Origin of the sequence: Aeromonas sp. 602658, assembly GCF_049173005.1 — a bacterium.
Taxonomy (GTDB): Bacteria; Pseudomonadota; Gammaproteobacteria; order Enterobacterales; family Aeromonadaceae; genus Aeromonas; species Aeromonas veronii_A.
In genome coordinates, this window is sequence record NZ_JAAKRF010000011.1 from 59,624 (window position 1) to 85,407 (window position 25,784).

Consider the following 25,784-nt stretch of genomic DNA (forward strand, 5'->3'; position numbering starts at 1 on the left):
TGCCATCCATAAATTGAGGGCGACATCTATAGCAGAAGGGTAACGGGTAAGCAAACGAGCCGTACCAATAATGTTACCCACTCCAATATTTATGCACTCCCCTCGGGTAACAGGTGACCAGATTCAAACGGGATAAACCCTTGAGCCACCATGCCTTGCACCCCAACATGGGGCCGATAGCATAAAATTTCAACCCCCGCCGCGATTGCCTGCTCAATTAGCAGACTATAGTGCGGATCTATATGGGTTGCAGGGCGCATCCGGCTTATTCCGGAGTGCAACACCATAAAGAGCAGCACGGCCCTGTGGCCCGCCGCTTTCATCGCCATCAACTCGCGCAAATGCTTGGCACCACGGGCGGTGACCGCATCGGGGAAGTAGCCCATGCCAGCCTCCTCCCGCTCGTCGAGCAGGGTGACCGATTTTACCTCGATGTAACAATTTCCCTTCTCGTCATCTTCCAGCAACAGATCGATGCGACTGTTCTCTTCGCCATACTTCACCTCGGTGCGCAACCGGCTGTACCCCGCCAGCGGAGCGATGGCCTCCTGCTCGATCAACTCCCGGGCGATCTGGTTGGCGCGCGCCGTGTTGACGCAGATAAAGTTGCCCGCCGGGCTCTCGGCGATCTCCCAGCTGTTGGGCAGCTTGCGCTTGGGGTTATCGGAGGTGGAGTACCAGACCCGGGTGCCCGGATCAGCACAACCGGTCATGGCACCGGTGTTGGCGCAGTGGATGGTAATGACCTCGCCGTTATCGAGTTGCACATCGGTCAGAAAGCGCTTGTAGCGGGCCACCAGCTGGCCCGATTGCAGGGGGGGATCAAAGATCACGGGTTAGCCCTCCGCCCGTCTTCTTTTACCCGGGCGCGCAGCGGCCAGCAGGCAAGCGGCTCGTAGCGTACCCCGTCCGGAGTCGAGATGGATTGATAGAGGCAGAACTCATCGGCCTGCAGCAGAAAATTTGGGGCAGGCAGGATGGCCGGAGCCTCACCCGCCTTGCGCGACAGGGTGACATGGGGGCGATAACCCTGCTCGCCATTGCCAAGGCGCAGCTTCTCGCCGTGGCGGCGCAGCGCCTTCGCCAGCACGGTCAGCTCGTTGGGCCACTCCTTCGGGCCAATCCAGGCCGCCTTGGCCCGGCTGAACCAGCCGGTCTCATCCAGCCTGATGGTGAGCGGCGGACAGTGCTGACGCTCCACGGCGGCGATCAGGCGGCGGGTGGTCAACTCGTCAGCCTCACCCAGAAATGCCAGGGTCAGGTGGAGGTTGGCTTGCGGCACCGGCTGACCGGGCCAGGGCTGCTGATCGCGCCAGGCGATGAGCTCGGGAGCGAGCTCCTTGACGGGCAGGGCAAAGAAGAGTTTGGCCATGTGGTGATAATGCCTTTTTCACGCTCATTGGATGGGCCCATTCTATGGCAGCCATCCGGCCATGTCTCGCCACCCTCCTACCCGAGTGGCCATATCCGCACATCCACTCACGGTGGCGCGGGTGGCTGTGGCAGAATAGGCGCCGTTTTACCGGTTGCCACAGAAGGTGCTCATCGCTTTGTCCCAGCTCCCCATCGTTTCGGTATTGCCCGAACTCTTTGCCGCCCTCGACAGCCACACCAGCGTGATCCTGCAGGCGCCACCCGGCGCGGGCAAATCGACCCTGCTGCCGCTGGAGCTGGTGTGCCAGAACCGTCTGCCCGGCCGCATCATCATGCTGGAGCCAAGGCGGCTGGCTGCGCGCAATATCGCCACTTTTCTGGCGCGCCAGCTGGGGGAGAAGGTGGGCGAGCGCATCGGCCTGCGGGTACGTGGCGAGAGCCGCACCAGCTCAGCGACCCGGCTCGAGATCGTCACCGAAGGGGTGCTGACCCGGATGTTGCAGCAGGACCCTGAGCTGACTGGCATCTCGCTGGTCATCTTCGATGAGTTCCACGAACGCAGTCTGCACGCCGATACCGCGCTGGCCTTCGCCATCGAGAGCCAGCAAGGGCTGCGCGATGACCTCAAGCTCTTGATTATGTCCGCAACCCTGGATGGCATGGCACTCGAGACCTTGTTGCCGGATGCCCCTGTGGTTCGCTCCGAGGGGCGCGGTTTTCCCATCGACTATCACTACCGCCCCGCCAATCGCCAGCAGTGGCTGGAGCCGCAGGTCGGCGCCGTGGTACTCGAGGCGCTGGCCGAGCAAGATGGCAGTCTGCTGGTCTTTCTGCCGGGACAGGGGGAGATCGAGCGGCTGGCGCAGTGGTTGGCAGACAAACTGCCGGACGACGTGACCCTCGCCCCCCTCTACGGCCGCCTCGACATGGCGGCGCAGCAGGCAGCTATCGAACCGGCGCCTGCCGGCCGCCGTAAGCTGGTGCTCACCACCAATGTGGCGGAGACCTCCCTCACTATTGAGGGGATTTCGGTGGTGATCGACTGCGGGCTGGAACGACGGGCCTCCTATGATCTGAAAAGCGGTGTCACCCGACTGGAAACCCGCCAGATAGCCAAATCCTCCGCCACCCAGCGGGCAGGCCGCGCCGGTCGCCTCGGCCCCGGTATCTGCTACCGGCTCTGGAGCAGCGAGGTGCAGGAGCGGCTCGCCGAGCAGAGCCCGCCAGATATCCTCACTCAGGAGCTGACCGGTCTGCTGCTGGATGCCGCCCAGTGGGGGGCCAGGGTGGAAGATCTGCCGCTGCTGGACATGCCCCCCACCGCCGCGGTAGCCAGCGCCCAGCAGCTGCTGGTGGCCCTCGGCGCCATGAAGCCGGAGGGTGAGCAACAACTCACTGCCGCTGGCCGTGCCATGGCAGCTTTCGGCACCCACCCTCGCCTCGCCCGCATGCTGCTGCGCGCCCGCGAGCTGGAAGCTGAAGGTCTGACAGGGATTGTCGCCGATGCCGCTTATCTGGTGGCGTTGCAGGAAGAAGATCTGCGAGGATCGGAGCGCCTATCTGTGTTGTTCCACCGCCGTCAAAGTGCCCTGCGCCAGGGTGCGGCCCGCTGGTTTGAGCGGCTTGGCGCCCGCCCTGCCAGTGCGCAGGGTCAGTGGCTGGGGCTACTCTGCGCCCTCGCCTGGCCGGATCGCATCGGCAAGCTGCGCAGCGGCAGTCGCTATCAACTCAGTGGTGGGGTGAGCTGCGATCTGGTAGAAGGTCATCCCTGTCAGGGACAAGCCGCCCTTATCGCCATCGAGATGGGTCAGAACGATCGGGGTAGCCGCATTTTTATCGCCGAACCGGTCGATCTCGACGAGCTGGTGCGCCTGCTGCCGGAACTGGTGAGCGAACGGCAGTGGTTCGACTGGGATGAACGGGAAGAGCGGGTGCGCGCCGAACGCCAGCAGGTGATCGGCGAGCTGGTGCTGAACCAGCGACCGCTGACCGAACTCTCTGACGAGCAGAAAGGGCGCTGCCTGCTGCAAGGTATTCGCCGCAAGGGGCTGCATGTGCTGCCGTGGGACGAGAGCAGCGAAGGGCTGCTGGCCCGTCTGTGCTGCGCCCGCGACTGGCTGCCCGATGAGGGGTGGCCCGCGATGGATGAGGAAAATTTGCTGGCCACGCTGGAACAGTGGCTGCTGCCAGCGGTGAGCGGTATGACCCGGCTGGAGCAGCTGAAGAAGCTCAATATGAGCGACATCCTGCGTCAATCCCTGCCCTGGCCGTTGCCCAAACGGCTGGACAAGGCGCTGCCGAGCCACTTTGCGGCACCCACCGGCAGCCGGGTGCGGATCCGCTATCAGCCAGGGCAGGCACCGGTGATCCCGGTGCGCATTCAGGAGATGTTCGGGCAAGGTTCGACCCCCTGCGTGGCCGATGGCCGGGTGCCGCTGGTAGTGGAGCTGCTCTCCCCCGCCCAGCGACCGCTGCAGATCACCGCCGATCTGGCCGCCTTCTGGGTTGGCTCCTACGAACAGGTGAAGAAAGAGATGAAGGGGCGCTATCCCCGCCACTACTGGCCGGATAATCCGCTGGAAGCGATGCCGACCAAGGTCACCAAAAAGAAGATGGGCATCTAGGTTCGGCGGGTTAATCCCGCTCGAACGTTCGCGAATGCGACATAACAAGTAGAAAGGAAAGCAAAGAGGATTTATGGCAACCCAACGACGCAAGCGTGCCCCCAAGAAGGCAGCGCCCAAACGCACCATCTGGCGCAAGCTGTTCTGGCTTGGCTTCAAGCTCTCCCTGGTGGTGGCGGCCTTTATGGTGGTGTTTGGCATCTACCTCGATACCAAGGTGCGCGAGCGCTTCGATGGCGAGAAGTGGCAGCTGCCGGTGATGGTCTACAGCCGCCCGCTGGAGCTCTACCCCAGCCAGCGCCTGTCGCGGGACCAGATGCTGCGCGAGCTCAACATGCTGAGCTACAAGCAGGTGCGCCAGCCTCACACGCCGGGTGAATACACCATCAATGGCAACCGCATCGAGCTGATTCGCCGTCCGTTCGAGTTCTATGACGGCGCCGATGGTGCCCGTGGCCTGCGCCTCACCTTCAACGGCCCGCGCCTTGAGGGGATCCAGTCGCTGGAGAACCAGCGCCAGCTCGGTTACGCCCAGATGGACCCGGTGCTGCTCGATCGCCTCAATACCGAAGATCGGGAAGATCGCCTGCTGGTACGTATCGCCGAAGTGCCCGACAGCCTGCTGGTGACCCTGCTCACCACCGAAGATCGCGACTTCTACCAGCATGGCGGCGTCTCGCCAGTGGCCATCATGCGCGCCATGTTCGCCAACCTGATCGCGGGTCGCACCGTGCAGGGGGGCAGTACCCTGACCCAGCAGCTGGCCAAAAACTTCTTCCTGACCCGTGAACGCAGCCTGTGGCGAAAACTGCAGGAAGCCTATATGGCGGTGCTGATCGACTATCGCTACAGCAAGGACGAGATCCTGGAGTCTTACCTCAACGAGGTCTATCTGGGGCAGAACTTCTCGCAAGGGGTCTATGGTTTCGGGCTTGCCTCCTACTTCTACTTCGGCATTCCGGTCAACGAGCTGGATATCGATCAGGTCGCCCTGCTGGTCGGTCTGGTGAAAGGCCCCTCCTATTACGATCCCTGGCGCTTCCCGGAGCGGGCCAAGACCCGCCGTGATCTGGTGCTGAAGCTGCTGATGGATCACGGCAGCCTGACCCAGGCCGAATATGAGCTGGCCAGCCGCCAGCCCCTCGGCATCATCGCCCGCGGCCAGATGAGCTATGGCCGCACCCCGGCCTTTATGGGACTGCTCAAGCGAGAGATCCAGAGCCGCTTCGGCGCCGATCTGCTCAAGCAGTCCGGCCTCAAGATCTTCACCAGCCTCGACCCCATCGCCCAGCATGCGGCCGAGCGGGCGGTCGAATCGGGCCTCGCCGATATCGAGAAACTGCGCGGCAAGAAAAAGCTGGAGGCGGCCATGGTGGTCTCCGACTGGCACAAGGGCGAAGTGGTGGCGCTGGTGGGTGGCCGCGATCCCCGCTACGCCGGGTTCAACCGGGCGCTGGATGCCCGCCGCCAGATCGGCTCGCTGGTGAAACCGGCAGTCTACCTCACCGGTCTCTCCAACGGCCTGACCCTGGCGACCCCGCTCAAAGATCAGCCGATCCGCATTCGCGGTCAGGATGGTCAGGTCTGGACGCCGCAAAACTACGATCGCAAGTTCCGCCAGAGCGTGCCGCTGATGGATGCGCTGGCCAGCTCACTCAACGTACCGACCGTCAATCTGGGTCTGCAGGTGGGGCTGGAAAAAGTGGTCGATACCCTGCACAAGCTGGGAGTCCAGCAGGAGATCCAGCCCTATCCGTCGCTGGTGCTGGGGGCGGTGGCCCTCTCCCCGCTGGAGGTGAACCAGATGTATCTGCCCATCGCCAATCAGGGGCTGACCCAGCCGCTGTCGGCCATTCGCGCCGTGGTGAACGGAGATGGCAGCCTGCTCTATCAGCATGATCAGACCGCCAAGCGGGTCACCGACCAGCAAGCAAGCTGGCTGACCCTGTTCGCCATGACCAAGACGGTGAGTCAGGGCACGGCCCGCGCCCTCAGTGCCAAGTTCCCGGGCGCCACCATGGCGGCCAAGACAGGCACCACCAACGAGCTGCGCGACTCCTGGTTTGCCGGGATGGACAACAACGAACTGGTCAGTATCTGGGTCGGTCGCGACGACAACACCCCGGCGGGCTTGACCGGTGCCAGCGGTGCCCTGCAGCTCTTTAGCGGCTACATGAGCCAGCGCGGCGTCAACAGTCTGGGATTGAAGATGCCGGAAGGGGTCACCTGGGCCAACTTCTCCCGCGCCAGTGGCACCCGCGTCACCAGCGACTGCCCGGGCAGCCTGCAGGTGCCGGCCAAAGCCTCCACCATGGGCTCCCCGGCCGGTTGCGCCAGCAGTGCATCGCCGCGCAGTGCGCTGGATGACTGGTTCGGCGGTTTCTTCAACTAGATCAACGACACGGGCAGCGCAGGCTACCCGTTCACTATGCTGCTGACAAGGAAACACCATGACCTTTCCGCTGTTTGACTCCATCCACCATGTGGCCATCATCGCCAGCGATTACCCACGCTCGCGCCACTTCTACCACGAGGTGCTGGGGCTGCCCATCATCGCCGAGACCCTGCGCGAAGAGCGCCAGTCGTGGAAACTGGATCTGGCCCTGCCGGACGGCAGCCAGCTGGAGCTGTTCAGCTTCCCCTCGCCTCCCGAGCGCCCCTCCCGCCCCGAGGCGTGCGGCCTGCGCCATCTCGCCTTTCGGGTCAGCGACCTTGACCGGGTCATCGCCCACCTGCTGGCCCATCGGGTCGAGGTAGAGCCGGTACGGGTGGACGAGCTGACCGGCAAGCGCTTTACCTTCTTCGCCGACCCCGACGGCCTGCCGCTGGAGCTCTACGAAGCGCCGCGCTGAGCCTGCATCGACCAAGCAATCAGCCAAACAAAAGCCGCCCGGTTGCAACCGGGCGGCTTTTCTTATTGCTTCAGGTTATCAGGCGGTAGTCAGCATAACGACAGCCAGCGCCATCACCATCATGCCAGCCCAGCCGATGGGCTTGAGCCGCTCACCGAAGAAGAGCAAACCGCCCAGCGCCGTACCGACGATGCCGATAGCCCCCCAGGTGGCGTAGGCAACAGCCAGGTCAATCTGGCCGCCACTTACCGCTTCCGAGAGCAGGGTAAAGGCGCCGAGTACCAGCATGATCCCCAGGAATCCCCACCCCTTGTAACGAAACCCCTTGGAGCGGTTGATGGCCATGTTGGCGCCGATATCGATCAGTGCGGCACCCAGTACAATCACAAACGGACTCATGCTGTGGCCTCCGCTTCTACTGACTTGTCTGCGGGCTCATCATGGGTCTCCCCCATGGTCACCATAACAATCCCCACTATCGCGAGAGCCAGGCCAATCAGCTCCTGAACGGTCACATCGTAACCAAGGAACATGACCGACACTATGGTGATCAGGGTGATCCCGAGCCCCTCCCAAAGCGCAAACGCAATACCAATGGAGATTGTTTTGGCGGCTTTCGCCAGCAACCAGTACGAGAAACCGATCAACAGCCACATCGGGATGTAATTCATCCAGCCAGCTCCCTGCTCGGGGATCATGGCCATGCTGGAGGTACCGGCGACCTCGGTCACGATGGCACCGGTCAAAAACAGCCGGGCCAGAAACATACGACTTAATAACATATAAGATGCCTTTGTTGCTTCGACGGGAGAGATGGTAAACGGGGAGAAGCAACTCGCGACAATCGCTCAGCGTCTATTATTCCGACGCTACAGGTTTGCCTTGCCTTGGTTCGGCACGCTAAGGTGATGGTGAAAAACTCCGCCATGGCCTGTAAAACATGAAGCTATATCAGATAGAACTCTTTGTAGAGTCAGCCAATAGCGGCTCTATTGCCAACACCGCCCGTCGCCTCGGCAAAAGCCGCAGCGCCGTCAGCACCGCCATCGCGGCGCTGGAAGCTGAGCTTGGCGTCGAACTTTTTGAACGAGGTGCCAATCAGAGTCGCCTGACCGAGATCGGTGAGCTGGTGCTAGATGATTGCACCCGCCTGCTGCAGGCAGCCAACAGCCTGCAGCAGAAGTGCAAACATTACGCCTCGGGGGCCGAAGTGGCGCTGCGAGTCGCCCGCGATGACGCGATTCCCGAACCGGTGTGGCGCGAGATGCTGGCCAGCCTGCACAATCAGTTTCCCGGCACCAGTATCTCGCTGGTGCTCGCCTCTCCGCCCGAACTGCCGGCGCTGGTGGAAGAGGGGTTCGTCGATGCCGCTTTTGGCCTTATTACCGAAGATCAGGAGCGCAGCGGCCTCAATATCGACGTGCTCAACCCGATCCGCACCCTGATGGTGGTGGCACCCAGCCATCCGCTGGCCGGACTGAAGCGGGTCAAACAGCAGGATCTGACCGATCACACCCAGGTCACTCTCTCGTATGTAGATGAATTTTCTGTAAAAAGCCTGCTACCTGTGGGAGGCCAGCATATAGGTCTCTCCAGCTTCGAGTTGATGCGCAACGCGGTCCTCGATGGGCTGGGCTGGGCAGTTCTCCCCTCGCCACTTATCCAGAGCCAGCTGCGACAAGGCACCCTGCTGACCCTGAAGCACAAGTTCAGCCTGCAGTGGCGAGACTATGGCGTCTATCTGGCAGAAAATGCCTATCACGGCAAAGTATTGGCCTGGTTGAAAAAATCGATCCAGAGTTATCTTGAGCCTTTCGAGTAAAGATGAAAGAGGCGGTGCCAGCTCACGATATCTGCTTATCCTGATGATCCTGACAGAGGTGATCGTGCATACTCTTCACATACTCATTGAGCGCCGGAGGCGTAACCGATATGAGCAGTGCCCAAGACAAGGACGATATCTGGCTGGATGACGACATCATCGAACTCGATGATGAAGAGGTCGTGGTCCCCAAGGCACTCAATCCCTGGCAAGTGCTGATCGTGGATGATGAGCCGGATATTCATCACGCCACCCGGCTTGCCCTCTCCAATATTCAGTACAAATCTCGCCCGCTCGAGCTGCTCAACGCCTACAGCGGTGCTGAAGCCGCCACCATGCTGGAGGCCAATCCCAGGATTGCCCTGATCCTGCTCGATGTGGTGATGGAGACCGAAGATGCCGGTTTGCGGCTGGTGCACCGGATCCGCAACGAGATGCGCAACTCGCTGGTGCGGATCGTGCTGCGTACCGGCCAGCCCGGTCAGGCACCGGAACAAAGGGTGATCCTCGATTACGATATTAACGACTACAAAACCAAGACCGAGTTGACGGTACAAAAACTCTTCACCACCGTCATCGCCTCCCTTCGCTCCTACGAAACCCTCTGCGCCATCGACAAGAGCCGACAGGGACTCGGCAAAATTCTGGAGGGCGCGGGCGATCTCTACCATCTCCATTCACTCAAGGAGTTTGCTTCCGGCGTGCTCAAACAGATCAGCGCCATTCTCGATGTGGGCACCGAAGGGGCCATCTGTGCCGAACGCCGCCCAGGAGAACATGGGCTTGAGATCCTGGCGGCAACCGGAGACTACGAGGCGCTGCTGGAGGAGAAGAGCCTTGATGAATTTTCTGCCCTGAAAGAGTCGGTCATGAAGGCGTTAAACGAGCGCTGCAACCGCTTTGAACACCCGCAGGACTCTCTCTATATTGCAGCCCAGAATGGCCGCGAGTTCGTGTTGAGCTTCACCCCGACCCAGCCTCTGGATCCTCTCGAGTGCGATCTGCTGGATGTCTTCTGCCAGCGCATCTCGGCGGCCTACGACAATCTCTACCTCTACAACCAGCTGCTTCGTGCCCAGGAGGCCACAGTGGTGGCGCTGGCGGCGCTGGCGGAGTTTCGTGATTCCGATACCGGCGAGCATGTCTTGCGGGTGCAGAAGCTCTCGGATGCCATCGTGGCCGAATTGAAGCAGATGGCGGTCTACCCGGAGCAACTGACTCCGGAGTTTGTCGAAATGATCGGCATGGCTTCCATCCTGCACGATGTGGGCAAGGTGGGCACCCCGGACCATATCCTGCACAAGCCCGGCCGTTTCGACCCGGAAGAGCGGGCCATCATGGAGCAGCACGCCGGCATCGGCGCCAATATCCTGCACAAGGCGGGCGAAATGGTGGAGGGAACCAGCTACCTCTCTCTCGGCGCCGAAATCGCCCGGGGCCACCACGAGCACTTCGATGGCAAGGGCTATCCGCTGCAGCTGGCTGGCCAGCAGATCCCGCTGTCGGCGAGGATAGTGGCGGTGGTCGATGTATTCGATGCCCTGCTCAGCAAGCGCCCCTACAAGGAGCCCTGGACGCTGGCGCAGACCATGGAGTATATCCAGTCCCGCTCCGGTACCCAGTTTGACTCTCATGTCGTAACAGCCCTGTCGCGACTGGTCAACGAGTCGAGACTCCCCTACTCGCTCTGACTCTCTGCACTTGCCACTCAGCATCCCTTGCCGGTGACCAAGGTCACCGGCAAGGCATCAAAACAGCTGTTTTGTTGCATCCTGCACACATCAACGCGCCGCAAACCGGAAACATCACCCTTCTTTGGCTGCGATATCAGCTGAAATATGGTCATTTAACATCACATCGCTATAATATCGGCCTGCAATCCTGATACTAACAACGAAGGAAATATCATGAGCCTGAACCTGGTACCGGCCGGCAAGAGCCTGCCCGACGATATCTATGTCATCATCGAAATCCCGCAGAATGCCGACCCGATCAAATACGAAGTCGACAAGGACAGCGGTGCTATTTTCGTCGATCGCTTCATGTCTACCCCGATGTTCTATCCGTGCAACTACGGCTACGTGAACGCGACCCTCTCTCTGGATGGTGACCCCGTCGACGTACTGGTTCCGACCCCCTACCCGCTGCTGGCCGGTTCCGTCATTCGCTGCCGTCCGGTTGGCGTGCTGAAGATGACCGACGAATCTGGCGAAGATGCCAAGATCGTTGCCGTACCGCACTCCAAGCTGACCAAGCAGTACGACCACATCCAGGATGTGAACGATCTGCCGGAACTGCTGAAAGCCCAGATCCAGCACTTCTTCGAGCGCTACAAAGAGCTGGAAGCGGGCAAATGGGTCAAGGTGGAAGGTTGGGGCGACAAGGCCGCTGCCGAAGCCGAGATCAAAACCTCTGCCGAGCGTTACGCTGCCAAGTAAGCGTCACCCGGAATAAAAAAGGCGCCTTATGGCGCCTTTTTTGTCGGTGTTTGCGGCAGCTGACCTGCCGCATCTCCGGCAGGATTGCCCTGAATGTATATTTCACGACCATCTTTCTGGTAGGGACGATAGTAATCACCGCCACAGCGATAGCCACCGCCCGGCTGGCTCATCAGCTCGCAGTTGACCGGCAATACCTCCAGCCACTTGATAGCCTGCTGGTAGCGCAGCCACTCCTGCCATTCGTGTTCGCGCGCCAACTGATCGCGCAGGGCAAAGGTATCCGCAATGGACATCCCCTTGTTGACGATCACCTGACCCGCCATGGCTGGCAGGCTGAGCAGCCCAAACAGCACTATGATCCAAGGCTTCATAACCCCTCCAGAGTGACTTAATTTCACAATTAAATTAAAAGTCACATCAATCTGTTATCCAGATCACAAAACGAAACATCACCAAAGTGGTGCCGGCTCACCTAGTTGTTAATTATCGTCCACGGCAGGAAGCACCAACATGAAGCTGACCCCCGCGCTGTTGCTCAGCCTCACTCTCAGCACCACCCTTGGCGCCACAAGCAACGCCAGCGAAATCAACATGAGCTGGCAGTGGCAATCCACCGATGGCCAGCGCAAGCACTTCCAGCTGACCACCGACGATCAGGTGATGGCCGCCAGTCGCCACGAGATGAGCCTGCTGAAGGCCTCTCTCACCAATCCGCTGGAGACGCTCTACGCCTATATCAGCCCGCGGCTCTACAACAGCATCAACCTGATCAACCAGAGCAGTCCAGAGACCGCTACCAAGTTTCGCAATCTGGAGCAGGCCTTCACCCTGCGGGACGACAGCATGGAGTCGCTGCTGTTCTGGCAAGCCTACCAACAGTATCAGGAGGATGCCTTCTACCAGATGAGGGTGATCCCCTGCGTCCATCCGGCCAATCGCAAACTGCCTTGCGTGCGACCCGATTACTCCCAGCTCTTCTACCACTTCAAGGGGCATCTCAAGCCGCTGGCGCAGCAGTTTGCGGCCAAGGATCTCGCCACCAGCGTAAGCCTGCTGCAGGAGTGGCTGAACGCCATCCCCACCCAACCAGAGCAGCTGGATCACTTCGCGCCGCCGCTGCAGGCGTTGCAGGATAACAAGGCCGATAGCGACGAGAAGGCGCTGCTGATGGCCAGCCTGCTGGCAGAGCTGGCCCCGCAATATGTGCTCAGCATCATCTATCCGGATATCAGCATCGGCAGCGTCTCCCCAGCCTGGTTGGCCATTACGGCAGACAGTGGCGTACCCGGTGATGTGGTGGTGATCAACAATCAGCGCCATGTGTTGCTGACCGGCTCGTCCCTGCTGGCCCAGCAGATGACCATGGCCAAGATCCCCCTCATCAGCGAGTCGCTCTACTGACGCAGACAGCTCAGACCAGCAGCCAATTCATTGATTTTTATCGATGTCATGCCATCCTAGCCGCCCTTGCCAGCCAACCCCCTGACTGGCGGGGCGCCGACGCTTCTGAATTGCGATCTTATTTAACACTTTTTAAACAGATCCGATCAGTTTAGGATGAAGCTCGCCCATTCCCTCAATCCGAAACTCGTTATAACATAACAAATGGAGTGTCATCAGGATGAAACATCTCGTACTTACTTTGGCGCTGCTGCCATCTCTGGCCTTTGCTCACAACTTCAAGGATGGCAACCCGGTGCCGCTGGTCAATGTCAGCGACAAGGGTGAGCTGGTACTGAACGGCAAGGATATCGGCTACCAGCCGTGGCAGAGCACCTCGCTCACCGGCAAGGTGTTCCTGATCCAGCATATTGCCGGTCGCTCCAGTGCCAAGGAGCTGAACGCCCCGATGATCGAGGCGATCAAGGCCGCCAAGCTGCCGCAAGACAAGTACCAGACCGTTACCGTCATCAACAGCAATGACGCCATCTGGGGTACCTCCGGCTTCGTGAAGAGCAGTGCCGAGGACAGCAAGAAAGAGTTCCCATGGTCCGCCATGGTGCTGGATGCCAAGGGTATGGCGCGCAACGCCTGGGATCTGACGCCGGAAAGCTCGGCGATCATTCTGCTGGATAAAGAGGGCAAGGTGCTGTTTGCCAAAGATGGCCAGCTCGATGCCAACAACATTGCTACCGTGATGGGGCTCATCAAGTCCCATCTCTAAGTCAGAGAGAAAGGGCGCTGATGGCGCCCTTTCCATAAGGGTCTATGGGTCGTATCAAGCTGAAAATCTGGATCTTGCTGCTGGGCTGGTTATGGCTGCAGCCTGCCCTTGCCCGGCACCAGTTTGAATCCGCCCTGCCCGGCCACGACGACCATCACTGTCTGGTTTGCGCCCTCCATCTGGATGGCAAACAGATCATCACCGCTACCCCCTATTGTTTCCCCGGTTCGACCTCTGTTCTGCCCGCAGTTGCAACCATGCAACGCTCGGCAGATACCGCCACACTTCACAGCTATGCCATCCGTGCGCCGCCCGCCTCTGTTTTTATCTATCCCTTTGTTTAAGTTCACTATTTGTTTTGAAAAAAGGATTAAAGATGAAAGCAGTTACTCTGTTGCTGGCCGCTGCGGCCTTTGGCGCACACGCAAATCACGACGAACACGAGAGCCACAGCCACGGCGCCCACGAGCATGGCCACGGCCACCTCAATCTGGTGGTCGATGGCGACCAGTTGATGATCGAACTGCAGGCGCCCGCAGCCGATCTGGTGGGCTTCGAGCACGCAGCCAAGAGCGATGAAGAAAAGGCGCAGTATGCCAAAGCGGTCGCCCGCCTCCAGCAACCTGACGCCCTGTTCCGCTTCGACCCGGCCGCTGGCTGCAAACTGACCCAGCAGGAGCTGCAGGCCGCCAAAGAAGAGCATGACCATGACCATGACCATGACCATGACAAGGCTGCCAGCGACAAACATGAAGACCACCATGATCATGACGAAGCGGGTCACGCCGATATGGGCGCCATGTACACCTACACCTGCGCTACACCAGCCAAACTGACCGGTCTTGAGGCGACCCTGTTCAGCGTCTATCCGAGCCTTGATAAGCTGAGCGTGCAGGGGATCCTGCCCACCGGCCAGACCGCTGGCGAGCTGACCCCGTCCGCCAACAAGCTGAGCTGGTAACGCCATGAAAAAAGCCGTGGTTGAGATCCGCGATCTGGCCTTTGCCTGGCCAGGTGGCGACGCTGTACTCGATCTGCCCGCCCTCACCATCCGCGAGGGTGAGCGGGTCTTTATCAAGGGCCCGTCGGGCTCTGGCAAGTCGACCCTGCTCGGGTTGCTGGCCGGGATCCAGACCGCCAACCACGGCACCCTGGAGGTGCTGGGCCAACCATTGGCCCGGCTCTCTGGCCGTGCCCGTGACCACTTCCGGGCGGCCAATCTGGGTTATATCTTCCAGCAGTTCAATCTGCTGCCCTTTCTCTCGGTGCAGGACAACGTGACCGCTGCCCTCACCTTTTCGCCCGCCAAACGGGCTCGCCTGCAAGGGAGTCCGGAGCAGGAAGCGCGCCGTCTGCTGGCGGAGCTGCAACTGCCGGATGACGCGCTGCATCGCCCCGTCCATGCCCTCAGCATCGGCCAGCAGCAGCGGGTTGCCGCCGCACGGGCGCTGATCGGCTCGCCGCCGCTAGTGATTGCCGACGAGCCCACCTCGGCCCTCGACACCGACAACCGGGCGGCCTTTATCAAGCTGTTGTTCGAGGAGTGCGACAAGCAGGGCTCGACCCTGATCTTCGTCAGCCACGACCCTTATCTCGAACCCCTGTTCCCGCGGGTAGAAAACCTGCAACAGCTCAACCGGAGGGCATCATGCTAAAGCTCGCCCTGCAAAGTCTCTGGGCCCGCCGACTCACCGCCGGGCTCACCCTGTTGGCCGTCGCCATCAGCGTCACCCTGCTACTCGGGGTGGAGCGGGTGCGCACCCAGGCCCGCGAAAGCTTCTCCAACACCGTCTCGGGAACCGATCTCATCGTCGGCGCCCGCTCCGGTCAGGTTAACCTGCTGCTCTACTCGGTGTTTCGCATCGGCAACCCCACCAACAACGTGGGGTGGGACTCCTATCAGGCCATCAAGCAGAAACCGGGCGTCGCCTGGACCATCCCGCTCTCCCTTGGCGACTCCCACAAGGGATTTCGGGTGCTCGGCACCAATGGCGACTACTTCACCCACCTGAAGTACGGTCAGCAGCAGTCGCTGCAACTGCGGGAAGGGCGGCCGTTCGAGACGCCGTTTGAAGCTGTACTCGGCGCTCAGGTGGCCGAGAAGCTCGGCTATCACCTCGACCAATCCATCGTCATCGCCCACGGTGCTGGCAACACCTCGTTCAGCCAGCACGACAATCTGCCGTTCAAGGTGGTGGGTATTCTGGCGCCGACCGGCACGCCCATTGATCGCACCATCCATGTGCCGCTGGCGGGGATAGAGGCGATCCATCTGGGCTGGGATACCGGCCGCCACAGCAAGAACGTGACGCCGGAGCAGGCGCTGGCGCAGGATCTCACCCCGAAAACCATCACCGCCTTTATGGTGGGACTGAGCAACCGGATCCTGGCGTTCCAACTGCAACGCAGCGTCAACACCTATCCCAAAGAGCCGCTGATGGCGATCCTGCCGGGGGCCGCCCTGCAGGAGCTGTGGAGCCTGATGAGCGTGGCGGAAACGGCCCTCTCGGTCATCGCCGGTTTTGTGGTGGTAGCGGGCCTTATCGGCATGCTGACTACCCTGCTGGCGGGGCTTAACGAGCGACGCCGGGAGCTCGCCATATTGCGATCCCTCGGTGCGGGCCCTGCCCATCTGTTCCTGCTGCTGGCGCTGGAAGCGATGGCGCTGACCACGGTCGGCATCGCTCTCGGGGTCGCCGTGCTCTATCTGGGGCAGGGGCTTGCCTCGCCCTGGCTGCTCAGCCACTATGGCCTGCAACTGAGTCTGGGGCTGCCGAGCACCTACGAGTGGCAGCTGCTGGGGGTCGTGTGGCTGGCAGGCATGGTGATCGGCCTACTCCCTGCTGCACGCGCTTACCGCTACAGCCTGAGCGATGGCATGAGCATTCGCGTCTAGCGAGACGCCCAAAATAGAAAAGAAGGACAGATGATGAAGTGGAAAATTGTGGCGCTGCTCGCCAGCCTGCTGGTGTTGCCCGCCCTGGCCGCCGATTACAAGACCATCGACTGGGATGTGCTCATCCCGGAAGGGGAGAAACTGCTGCCACCGCCCCAGGTCAATCACGAAGATCCCATGTCGGTGCCGCAACCGGTGGGCGGGGTAAACAAGAAGCTGGACAACCAGGATGTGCGCATTCCGGGCTTCGTGGTGCCGCTGGAAGGGGATGCCAAGAAGATCACCGCCTTCCTGCTGGTGCCCTACTTCGGCGCCTGCATCCATGTGCCGCCGCCCCCCACCAATCAGGTGATCTATGTGAGCTACCCCAAGGGTGCGCCGGTGGATGACCTGTGGGATGCCATCTGGGTGAAAGGCAAGATGCGCACGGTCAGCTCCAGCCACGAGATGGCCACCGCCTCCTATTCGATGGACGCGGTCGAGGTGAGCGTCTACGAGGAGTAATCCTCCCGTTGCAAAAAAAGCGGTCTCCACGGAGGCCGCTTTGTTATCTTGGTATCCCGGTTGGAGTAACATTCAGCTCCAGAACCTGTGCGAATGGAGTCAGCATGGCAGACCTCCCCCCCCCGAAAAAAGAGAGTTCGATCCTGAGCAGCCAGGAGCAGACCCTGCGTCTGGCCCGCAGTCGTGGCATCGACGGCATGCTCACCCGCAACACCGACAGCACCTTCGAACAGCGCGCCACCTTTCGCCATCTGGCGGATCAGGCCGCCCGCCAGCGCAATCTGGAAGCCATCATGGTGATGGCCTCCCGCCACTGCGAAGAGACAGCCGCTGGCGGCGAGATGGACAGCGACTGGCTGACCCGCTTCCTGCAACTGGCGGAAGATATCAGCATGGTGCCGATGCAGCAGCTGTGGGGGCGGATCTTCGCGCTGGAAGTCGCCACGCCGGGCCGCTTCTCCATCCGGGCGCTCGCCACCCTCAAAGAGATGACCCAGCGCGAGGCCCAGCTGTTTCAGCGCATCTGTTCACTGACTTGCCACTACACAGGCAGCGACGAGCAGCGACTGCTGCTGGGGCTGCACAAGGGGGCCACCCTGCTGAGTCGTGCCAAGGCAACGCGCCTTGGCCTTGGCAAATACCGACTGCCCTACAACGCCCTGCTGCAACTGTTTGAGCTCGGGCTGCTGCATCGCGCGGAGCTGGAATCCGGCCCGCTGCCCGCCGATGGGGTCGAGCTGGAGTTTGGCAACCAGCGCTGGCGGCTGCAGTGCAAGCAGAACAACATCACCCTGCTCTACTACCGCCTCACCCCGGTGGGCAACGAGCTCGCCCAGCTGCTGCAAGAGTCGCCACTGGAGGAGTACCTGCAGGATCTGAAAACCGTGCTGGTGCAGGGGATCCAGATTGAAGTGATGCAGCTCGTCAGCGCCCCCTCCTCACCCGCTCCCGACCCTCTCCCCTGATCTCTGGCGGGGCAGCGGATGCCCCGTCGGTTCATGGCTCCTTCGCATCAAGCTGCTGGCTCCAAGCTTATGGGCTTGCCCAGAATAGGTTGCAAATTGCAGATGCCGCAGAGGCACACCCCGTCAGCTCCGTTGCATATTGCAAACAACCACGCGCTTTTCCTCTCCAAACCTCGCTAATAACACATCAATCATTAGTTTTTGCCAGCTGGCCCGCCCTTTGCACATGTCTTGGTGCAGATCAAAATTTGACCACAACAGCTCGGGAGCAAGGCCATGAGAATCAATCAACCGGTTACCCAAAGAGAACGTCTCTATCCAGACCACCAGAGCCTGATCTCCACCACGGATCTGGAGAGCCGCATCACCTACGCCAACGATGAGTTCTGCGATATTGCAGGCTTCTCGCTCGACGAACTGAAGGGGGAACACCACAATCTGGTGCGCCATCCTGACATGCCGAAACAGGCCTTTGCCGATCTGTGGGGTCACATCAGGGATGGCAAGAGCTGGATGGGGCCGGTGAAAAACCGTTGCAAGAATGGCGATCACTACTGGGTCAGCGCCTTTGTCACCCCCATCAAGGATGCCAGCGGCCGGGTGGTGGAGTATCAGTCGGTGCGCACCGCCCCGAGCGAGGAGATCAAACAGCGGGCCGAGAAGGTCTATGCCGACCTTCGCAACAACAAGCTGCCGCTGGCGCTCAAGTTGCCCACCTTCTCCCATACCCTGGCCATCAACCTCTGTCTGCTGCTGAGCCTGCTCGCCATGTTTGCGCTGGGCTACAGCCACGATATGAACTGGCAACTGGCGCTGGCAGCCCTGCCGCTGGCGATAGCGGCCATCACCCTGAATGCCCTCTCCAGCCGCCTCGGCAAGCTCAACAAGATGGCTCGCAGTCGCTTTGACAACCCGCTGATGCAGCTGCTCTACACCAACAAGGTGGACAATATCGCCGCCATCGAACTCTCGATGGTGATGAATCAGGCAGAGTTCAACGCCGTGCTGGCCCGCACCCAGCAGACCTGCAGCAAGATCCTGCAGGCCGCCGAAGGGGATCTGCGCAACGCCGAGTCCATCACCGACAACCTGCAACAGCAGCAGGCCGAGACCAATCAGGTAGCGACCGCAGTGACCGAGATGTCGGAGTCCATTCGCGAGGTGTCACAAAGTTCGACTGACTCCTCCAGCCTGCTGGATGAAACGGCCGTGCTGTTCAAGAGCGGCAACAGTAGCGTGGCCGAAACCGTGGCTGCCGTGGCAGGCATGAACAGCGAGCTGACCACCTCCAAGAGCGTGATCAGTGCGCTGGTCGGCCACTGCCGCGATATCGATGGCATCCTCGATGTGATCAACAACATCGCCAACCAGACCAACCTGCTGGCCCTCAATGCCGCCATCGAAGCGGCCCGGGCTGGCGAAGCGGGTCGCGGCTTCTCGGTGGTGGCTGACGAGATCCGCACGCTCGCCATCAAGACCCAATCCTCGACCAGCGAGATCCAGAAGATGATCACCGAGCTGCAAACCAGCGCCGGGGATGCAGAGCAGGCGATGGAGAAGGGCTGCCAACTCTCCGAAAGCTGCCAGCAAAAAGCCTCGGCGACCGGCACCATACTCCAGCAGATCAACGATATGCTGCAGCAGGTCGCCTCCGGCAGCGGCCAGATTGCCCAGGCGGTGCAGGAGCAGTTCCACGTCACCGCCGAGATCAACCGCAACGTGCTCAGCATCAAGACCCTGGCCGATGACTCCAGCGTTGGCAGCCAGCACGCCGTGCACGGCATCACCCAGCTGGTAAATCAGTTAAGCGATCTCGACCGGCTGGTACGCCAGTTCCAGAAAGGGGCTCCGGCAAGCCAGAGCCGCTACGAAGTGGCCACCACCCGCGCCGTGCCGGTTCGCCAAGCCAGATAACCACTACCCAAACAATCACCGCAGACAAACCCTATGGGCCTTTGGGCCCATAGGGTTTTTTAATGCCCGCCAACAAGAGGACGACATCCTCGCTTCACTATCCGATTTCCCCCTGTGCTGATGGGCCCAAGCGGTTGAGCGACCACATTCCAACCCATTACTGATTAATTTATTGATCTTGCTCAGGAAACGGCCCGCTTGCGCTTTTCACCCCAGCCCCGTTCGGTAACATAGCCGCTTGGCAACCTCTCTCAGGAGTCAGCCATGAACCAAACCAGTGCCAAATCTCAGGTAAAGCAGCAAGCTGGAGGCTGGAATTCAGGGGCGGTAGCGTGGTTTTTGCTGGTTGGCGCAGAGCGTAGCGAAGCCCAACAGACAAGCATTCTCAGCTCAACCAGAGCGGGATAAACATGGATTGGGTCGTTCGGTAAAACATATTTTCAGATACGTTTCGCGGTAAATGTTGGGCTTCACTGCGTTTAGCTCCAGCCTAGGATTTTATCCCAACATATGAGATTAATTATTTAAAGTATCGTATATAGCAAGTAAAAACACTCTCCACTCTCAATAGGTGATGTTCTCGCCATACATTTATTTAAGCACCATACATTAATATCATCTATAAACCACTCGCTAATTAATGCTATTTAAAGAGATCGAAAATGTTGAATTACTCTTACTATCCATTTAAGAAAGACCTTGAAAACATTGATATTGAAGACCTACTTTTATTAAGAAATGTATCAGAGGGTTGGTATATTGATTACAAGGTTCAAGGTCTGAAGATCATTGATTTCGCAAAGCATATATCAGCTTTCGCCAATCAATATGGAGGCTGGTTGATCGTTGGTGTTAATGAAAGCTCTGATGGAAGCAGAACTGCAGCGGAATTTGTTGGAATAACAAAATCAGAATTGGAAAAAGTTTCTAGGGATATCCGTGAAGCATCTTCCGCACATATTAACCCAGAGGTTCTATATGAGGAAAAAGCAATAGATGGACCACTCGAGGAAATTGGACTTGCTGAAGGTAAATCAATATTGATCATTGGTATTCCCATGAGTCATAACACCCCACACATTCATTCTTCTGGCAGAATATATAGACGGCTAGCAGATCAGTCCAAGCCAAAAGAAGAAACGGATCGGTATATACTTGACGACTTATGGAAACGTGGTAACAACAAGAAAAACAAAATCACTGAATTTTTAACGAACATTCCAACGCTCCCATCTAGCCAGTCAGAAACTACGTGGGCCCATATTTATTTTAAACCAGCTCAAGGACAATTAGGACCCTCTAAGCGCTTATCACTTGCCGATTTTTCAAATATTGTAAGAAATACAAATAAAAATATTTTTGGTGTACACGCACCGATGCAGGGAATTAACTGCACAACTGATGGTTTTATTGCTCGACAAATAGAGGGCAACGACCCAAGCTTAGCTACACTTACTCTGAGATGGTGGCATAATGGTGTAGTTAGATTTGACATTCCTTTGAATTTTTTTGACTTCGAAGGATTTATTAAAACCCATGATAAAAATAATTATGGTCATGACTATTGTAAACTTGCCTATCAGGCCGGCTATTCAAAAATCAAGATTGTTGATTACTCTATATTTGTTCCAGCTGTGGCTTCGTTAGCAAATTGTTACCTTCACATGCTGAAAACGACTGAAGATAAGCGAGATATTTATTCATGCTTCACACTAAGAAATGTATTCCATACATCTCCATTCGTAGACTCGAAAAAGTTTATTGAGAGAGCTAGCGAATACTCTATTCCTTTAACCATAGACCAAAATATTTCTGTGCCACAGGAACCTTATGAAAACAATATGTTTTATCATGAAAATACAATAGACAGTATTAATTTCGATTCCAATGAAGATTATCAACCAGCTCCATACACGTTTTCAATACCAATTGTTTACCAGGTATTTAAAGCTGCAGGGATAGTTTCGAATATAAATGATTTTTTTGATGATACGGAAGCTTGGGGGTTTAGCAAGGTTAATAATATACTGAGCAATCAATAACATAATCCACTTTCCTCACCGTGCCAGCCCGTAGGTTCGAATAGCGCAGCGTATTCGGACAATCGAAAATAACCCCGCCGCGATATAAGCAAGGATCGGAAGATCCTCTTGCGGGGTTGCTATCGGCCACTTTGAGACGGCTTAAGGCTCATCGGTGCCACTATAAGCTGTATTTATGGGTTTTCCGCTGATGACCCACGTTTTGCTTATAGTGGCTGCTGCCAACCCAGCAGCACCTATGGTAGCCAAGTGGCAGACCACTGGGCGCTTGTTTTAGGTTCTTCCGATCCAATTACAGATAGTTCCCCTGCCGCAAGGCGGTCAGCAACTCCTCCACCAGCGTATCCACCGGTTTACCGGCATTCAGCAGATGGATTTCCGGCTGCTCCGGCGCCTCGTAGGCGGAGTCGATACCGGTAAAATTCGTGATCTCCCCTGCCCGCGCCTTTTTATAGAGCCCCTTGGGATCGCGCTCTTCACAGATGGCGAGCGGCGTATCGACAAAGACTTCGACAAACTCCCCTTCGCCCAAGAGGCTGCGCACCAGCGCCCGCTCGGCACGGAACGGCGAGATAAAGGCGGTGAGCACGATCAGGCCCGCATCCACCATCAGCTTTGCCACCTCGCCGACCCGGCGGATATTCTCCTGCCGCGCAGCATCATCGAAACCGAGATCCCCGCAGAGGCCGTGGCGCACATTGTCCCCATCCAGCAGATAGGTGTGCTTGCCTTGTGCCGCCAGCGCCTGTTCCAGCGCCCCTGCCAGGGTCGATTTGCCCGCCCCCGACAGCCCGGTAAACCAGATCACCAGCGGTTTTTGCCCTTTAAGCTCGGCCCGGCTCTGTTTGTCGACGGCATGCTTGTGCCACACGATATTGCTCATCCAACACTCCTTCATTGGCGCTCACGCCTCAAAACTTAAACTGTCCGGAACCACGGGGAGCCGCCTAGGACTATCCGCCGACAACGTGCTGGTGCCATGGTATTGCTCACCCAACACTCCTTGATTGGCACTTATGCCTTAAAACGGAAACAGCAGGGGCACCATCACAATCACCCCGAGGCTATAGGCCAGCGAGACCGGCAGGGCCAGCTTGAGGTAGTCCGGCATCTTGTAGTTGCCCGCGGCATAGACCATCAGGTTGGTCTGGTAGCCATAGGGCAGGATAAAGCTGGAGCTCGCCCCGAACAGCACCGCCAGAATAAACGGCATGGTCGAGACATCCATGCTGAGCGCCAGCTGGTAGCCCATGGGGAAGGCCAGCGCGGCGGCGGCGTTGTTGCTCATCAGCTCGGTCAGCACCAGCGTAAACACATAAATACCGATAAAGGCGATGATGGGGCTGGCACCGTTAAACTCCCCCATCAGCCAGTCGGCGATAAGCTTCGCCAGCCCGCTCTTTTCGAGCTGATCGGCGATGGCGAGCGCCCCGCCCACCACCAGCCAGATATCCAGCGGAAAGCGGCGGCGGATCTCGTCCAGGGTCAGGATGCGGGTGAGCAGCAGCGCCACCAGCATCAGCAGCAAGCCCTTGAACAGCGGCACCAGATCGAATACCGAGAGCGCCAGCACCCCGAGAAAGCCCAGCACCACGGCGGCGCTGCGCTTGCCATCGAGACGGGTGGAGGCTTCCAGCCCGCTCACCACCACAAACTCCCGCCCCAGCGACTTGTTGCGGGCAAACTGGGGGCCGGGGGCCAGCAGCAGGGTATCACCGGCGTGCAGCTCAATCTGGCCGAGGCCACCGGTAAGCTGGGTTTCGCCACGGCGCACCGCCAGTACCACCGCATCGAAGTGGGTGCGAAATTCGGCATCCTTGATGGTCTGACCCACCAGCCGCGAGCTGTGGCTGACGATCACCTCCACCAGATGCTGGCCGTTGAGGCGGTGCTGGCCGTAGAGATCCAGCCCCTTCATCTCCTGCAACACGCCGACGCTCTCCACATCGCCACAAAACAGCAGTACGTCCCCTTCGTGCAGCTCGTGTTCCGGCTGCACCGGGCAGATCACCTGCTCGCCGCGAATGATTTCTGCCAGATAGAGGCTTTTCAGGCTGCGCAGGCCGTTCTCCTTGACGCTGCGCCCCGCCAGCGGTGAACCGGCGCCCACCTTGGCTTCGAGAAAGTAGCCAGATTCCCGGCTCATCTCGGTATCCTGCTCCGGCAGGTGGCGGGCAAACAGCAGCACGGCCACCAGACCGGTCAGCAGGGTACCCGCCCCCACCATAAAGAAGTCGAACATGCCGAGCGGCGGTACCCCCATCTTGATGAGGAAGCTGTTGACGATCAGGTTGGTGGAGGTGCCGATCAGGGTCAGCACCCCGCCAAAAGTGGCCGCGAAGCACATGGGCAGCAGCAGCCGCGATGGCGCATGGTTGGGGTTGCGTTTGACCGCTCCCAGCATGGAGGCCACCACGGCGGTGTTGTTGACGAAGGCAGACAGGAAGGCGGTGGAGAACCACACCTTCACCAGCACCTTGTTGAATGAACCCGTGCCCACCAGATTGGCGAACCAGCTCATGATGCGGGTCTTCTCCACCGCCAACGACACCAGCAGCAACAGCACCAGCGTCAGCAGGGCACTGTTGGTGTAGCCCGCCATCACGGCGTTGATATCCGCCAGCCCGCTCAGGTAGGTGATGAGCACGGCGCCCGAGAAGAGCAGCGCCGGGCGGAGTTTGCCCTGGATCAGCAGGGCCACGAGAGCAGCCAGCAGACCCAGCACCAGGAATTGTTGCCAGGTCATGAGCTTACTCCTTGCTTGTGTCGTTACCGATGGCAAGGGCTTGCCAGTGCGGGAAGTGCTTGCGCACCAGGGCGTTGAGCTCGATCTCAAACTCGCTGTAGTGCCCTTTTGCCGCTTTGGCCGCCAAGCCTTCCACTATCATGCCGGCGCCGACGGTGACGTTGGTCAGCCGGTCGATCAGGATAAAGCTGCCGGTATCACGGATCTCCTGATACGGGTCGAACGCCACCGGGTCGGTGAGGCTGAGCTCGCACAGGCCAATCTCGTTGAGCTTGAGCTCGCTCGCAGGCAGCTCGTCCAGCTTGTTGATCTCGATGCGGTGGCGGATAGCCTCCACCTGACCACGGCTCTTCTTGGTGGCCAGTTTGACGTCGTAGACCCGGCCCGGTTGCAGGGACTCCTCCCCCATCCAGACGATATGGGCCAGCACATTCTGGGTCACTTGCGGCTGCTTGGCGGCATCCACCAGCAGGTCGCCGCGGCTGATGTCGATCTCGTCGGCGAAGGTGACTGTGATGGCCTGACCCGGCAGGGCGTACTCCAGATCCCCGTCGAAGGTGACGATGCGGGTGACTGTGCTCTCCTTACCCGACGGCAGCACCGCCAGCTTGTCGCCCACCCGCAGGATGCCGGAGGCCAGCGTCCCCGCGAAGCCGCGAAAATCGAGGTTGGGGCGGTTCACATACTGCACCGGCAGGCGCACCGGGTGGCGCTCCAGCTCGCGCTCAACTTCTGCCGACTCCAGCAGAGCAAGCAGGGTTTCGCCCTGATACCAGGCCAGCTTGTCGCTCTGGTTGACCACGTTGTCACCGTCCAGTGCCGAGACCGGCACGATATGGATAGTGTCGACGCTGAGCTTCTTGGCGAACTCGCGGTAATCGGCACTGATGCGCTCGAACACCTCCTGACTGAACTCCACCAGATCCATCTTGTTGACCGCCACCACAAACTGCTTGATGCCGAGCAGGCTCGCGATAAAGCTGTGGCGGCGGGTCTGATCCAGCACGCCTTTGCGAGCGTCGATCAGAATGATGGCCAGATCGCAGGTGGAGGCGCCGGTGGCCATGTTGCGGGTGTACTGCTCGTGGCCAGGGGTATCCGAGATGATAAATTTGCGCTTGGCGGTGGAGAAATAGCGGTAGGCCACGTCGATGGTGATGCCCTGCTCGCGCTCCGCTTGCAGGCCGTCGACCAGCAGTGCCAAGTCCAGCTTCTCGCCGGTGGTGCCGAGCTTCTGGCTGTCGGACTCCAGCGCTTTGAGCTGATCTTCATAAATCTGCTGGGAGTCGTGCAGCAGGCGACCGATAAGGGTGCTCTTGCCGTCATCCACGCTGCCGCAGGTGAGAAAACGCAGCAGACTCTTGTGCTGCTGGGCGTGCAGATAGGCTTCGATGCCCTGTTCGGTGATGGCGGTCTGAATATGGCTGTTCATGCTGACGA

Annotated in this window: 24 protein-coding genes; 16 read left to right on the top strand and 8 right to left on the bottom strand. The window is 59.3% G+C overall.

What is annotated here, in order from left to right:
- Window positions 1-89: 89 nt before the first annotated feature.
- Both sfsA and thpR read right to left on the bottom strand, forming a co-directional pair.
- Complete coding sequence (sfsA, locus tag G5253_RS10550; RefSeq protein ID WP_203118487.1) at window positions 90-833, bottom strand: DNA/RNA nuclease SfsA; 744 nt, start codon at window positions 831-833, stop codon at window positions 90-92.
- Entirely contained in the window at window positions 830-1,372 is a 543-nt protein-coding gene (gene thpR, locus G5253_RS10555; protein WP_266135251.1) for an RNA 2',3'-cyclic phosphodiesterase, read from the bottom strand. The genes sfsA and thpR overlap by 4 nt, the downstream gene beginning before the upstream one ends.
- Before the next feature lie 178 nt (window positions 1,373-1,550).
- On the opposite strand from thpR, the gene hrpB reads away from it, so the two are divergent.
- From hrpB to G5253_RS10570, 3 genes are all read left to right on the top strand, one after another.
- A complete protein-coding gene (hrpB, locus tag G5253_RS10560) occupies window positions 1,551-3,998 on the top strand; it encodes an ATP-dependent helicase HrpB (protein WP_266135250.1) in 2,448 nt (815 codons plus the stop codon).
- Between the two features lie 73 nt (window positions 3,999-4,071).
- Complete coding sequence (gene mrcB / locus G5253_RS10565) at window positions 4,072-6,390, top strand: penicillin-binding protein 1B (protein WP_005335656.1); 2,319 nt, start codon at window positions 4,072-4,074, stop codon at window positions 6,388-6,390.
- Between the two features lie 58 nt (window positions 6,391-6,448).
- On the top strand, window positions 6,449-6,850 hold the full coding sequence (locus G5253_RS10570) for a VOC family protein (protein WP_139440714.1): 402 nt from the start codon (window positions 6,449-6,451) through the stop codon (window positions 6,848-6,850).
- A 78-nt stretch (window positions 6,851-6,928) separates the two neighbouring features.
- On the opposite strand, the gene G5253_RS10575 is transcribed toward G5253_RS10570, so the two are convergent.
- Together G5253_RS10575 and G5253_RS10580 are read right to left on the bottom strand one after the other, a co-directional pair.
- Window positions 6,929-7,249, bottom strand: coding sequence for an SMR family transporter (locus tag G5253_RS10575; protein WP_005335659.1), 321 nt, complete (start codon window positions 7,247-7,249; stop codon window positions 6,929-6,931).
- Window positions 7,246-7,632 (bottom strand): DMT family transporter, encoded by a 387-nt coding sequence (locus G5253_RS10580; protein WP_005335660.1) that lies wholly within the window; start codon window positions 7,630-7,632, stop codon window positions 7,246-7,248. Before G5253_RS10580 ends, G5253_RS10575 begins: the two co-directional genes overlap by 4 nt.
- 158 nt (window positions 7,633-7,790) lie before the next feature.
- On the opposite strand from G5253_RS10580, the gene G5253_RS10585 reads away from it, so the two are divergent.
- The 3 genes from G5253_RS10585 (at window position 7,791) to ppa (ending at window position 11,110) form a co-directional block, all read left to right on the top strand.
- Window positions 7,791-8,672, top strand: coding sequence for a LysR family transcriptional regulator (locus G5253_RS10585; RefSeq protein WP_421203280.1), 882 nt, complete (start codon window positions 7,791-7,793; stop codon window positions 8,670-8,672).
- Between the two features lie 110 nt (window positions 8,673-8,782).
- A complete protein-coding gene (locus G5253_RS10590; RefSeq protein WP_266135248.1) occupies window positions 8,783-10,363 on the top strand; it encodes a DUF3369 domain-containing protein in 1,581 nt (526 codons plus the stop codon).
- 216 nt (window positions 10,364-10,579) lie between these two features.
- The gene (ppa, locus tag G5253_RS10595; RefSeq protein WP_005335667.1) at window positions 10,580-11,110 is read left to right on the top strand and encodes an inorganic diphosphatase; all 531 of its coding nucleotides are present in this window, start codon (window positions 10,580-10,582) and stop codon (window positions 11,108-11,110) included.
- 26 nt (window positions 11,111-11,136) lie between these two features.
- On the opposite strand, the gene G5253_RS10600 is transcribed toward ppa, so the two are convergent.
- Window positions 11,137-11,484, bottom strand: a complete 348-nt coding sequence (locus G5253_RS10600; protein WP_076492509.1) for a hypothetical protein — start codon at window positions 11,482-11,484, stop codon at window positions 11,137-11,139.
- A gap of 139 nt (window positions 11,485-11,623) precedes the next feature.
- On the opposite strand from G5253_RS10600, the gene G5253_RS10605 reads away from it, so the two are divergent.
- From G5253_RS10605 to G5253_RS10650, 10 genes are all read left to right on the top strand, one after another.
- Window positions 11,624-12,514 (top strand): hypothetical protein, encoded by an 891-nt coding sequence (locus tag G5253_RS10605; RefSeq protein ID WP_005354684.1) that lies wholly within the window; start codon window positions 11,624-11,626, stop codon window positions 12,512-12,514.
- 220 nt (window positions 12,515-12,734) lie between these two features.
- On the top strand, window positions 12,735-13,277 hold the full coding sequence (locus G5253_RS10610; RefSeq protein ID WP_266135247.1) for a YtfJ family protein: 543 nt from the start codon (window positions 12,735-12,737) through the stop codon (window positions 13,275-13,277).
- A 44-nt stretch (window positions 13,278-13,321) separates the two neighbouring features.
- The gene (locus tag G5253_RS10615) at window positions 13,322-13,621 is read left to right on the top strand and encodes a hypothetical protein (RefSeq protein ID WP_266135246.1); all 300 of its coding nucleotides are present in this window, start codon (window positions 13,322-13,324) and stop codon (window positions 13,619-13,621) included.
- Window positions 13,622-13,653: 32 nt separating this feature from the next.
- Window positions 13,654-14,238 carry a DUF2796 domain-containing protein gene (locus G5253_RS10620; RefSeq protein WP_421203282.1) on the top strand — a complete coding sequence of 195 codons (585 nt, stop codon included), beginning with the start codon at window positions 13,654-13,656 and terminating at the stop codon, window positions 14,236-14,238.
- 4 nt (window positions 14,239-14,242) lie between these two features.
- Entirely contained in the window at window positions 14,243-14,932 is a 690-nt protein-coding gene (locus G5253_RS10625; RefSeq protein WP_005335686.1) for an ABC transporter ATP-binding protein, read from the top strand.
- Window positions 14,926-16,173: an ABC transporter permease gene (locus tag G5253_RS10630; RefSeq protein WP_005354695.1), complete on the top strand. Its 1,248-nt coding sequence runs from the start codon at window positions 14,926-14,928 to the stop codon at window positions 16,171-16,173. The genes G5253_RS10625 and G5253_RS10630 overlap by 7 nt, the downstream gene beginning before the upstream one ends.
- Before the next feature lie 30 nt (window positions 16,174-16,203).
- Window positions 16,204-16,677: a DUF3299 domain-containing protein gene (locus G5253_RS10635; protein WP_236327070.1), complete on the top strand. Its 474-nt coding sequence runs from the start codon at window positions 16,204-16,206 to the stop codon at window positions 16,675-16,677.
- Between the two features lie 104 nt (window positions 16,678-16,781).
- Window positions 16,782-17,642, top strand: a complete 861-nt coding sequence (locus G5253_RS10640; RefSeq protein ID WP_047439578.1) for a TIGR03899 family protein — start codon at window positions 16,782-16,784, stop codon at window positions 17,640-17,642.
- Window positions 17,643-17,918: 276 nt separating this feature from the next.
- Window positions 17,919-19,556: a methyl-accepting chemotaxis protein gene (locus G5253_RS10645; protein ID WP_266135244.1), complete on the top strand. Its 1,638-nt coding sequence runs from the start codon at window positions 17,919-17,921 to the stop codon at window positions 19,554-19,556.
- 662 nt (window positions 19,557-20,218) lie between these two features.
- Window positions 20,219-21,598 carry a helix-turn-helix domain-containing protein gene (locus G5253_RS10650; RefSeq protein ID WP_266135243.1) on the top strand — a complete coding sequence of 460 codons (1,380 nt, stop codon included), beginning with the start codon at window positions 20,219-20,221 and terminating at the stop codon, window positions 21,596-21,598.
- A gap of 292 nt (window positions 21,599-21,890) precedes the next feature.
- Here G5253_RS10650 and cysC read toward each other — a convergent pair whose 3' ends face one another.
- The 3 genes from cysC to cysN form a co-directional block, all read right to left on the bottom strand.
- Complete coding sequence (gene cysC, locus G5253_RS10655) at window positions 21,891-22,481, bottom strand: adenylyl-sulfate kinase (protein WP_266135242.1); 591 nt, start codon at window positions 22,479-22,481, stop codon at window positions 21,891-21,893.
- A 138-nt stretch (window positions 22,482-22,619) separates the two neighbouring features.
- A complete protein-coding gene (locus tag G5253_RS10660; protein ID WP_266135241.1) occupies window positions 22,620-24,344 on the bottom strand; it encodes an SLC13 family permease in 1,725 nt (574 codons plus the stop codon).
- A gap of 4 nt (window positions 24,345-24,348) precedes the next feature.
- Window positions 24,349-25,776 carry a sulfate adenylyltransferase subunit CysN gene (gene cysN, locus G5253_RS10665; protein WP_266135240.1) on the bottom strand — a complete coding sequence of 476 codons (1,428 nt, stop codon included), beginning with the start codon at window positions 25,774-25,776 and terminating at the stop codon, window positions 24,349-24,351.
- Window positions 25,777-25,784 lie beyond the last annotated feature (8 nt).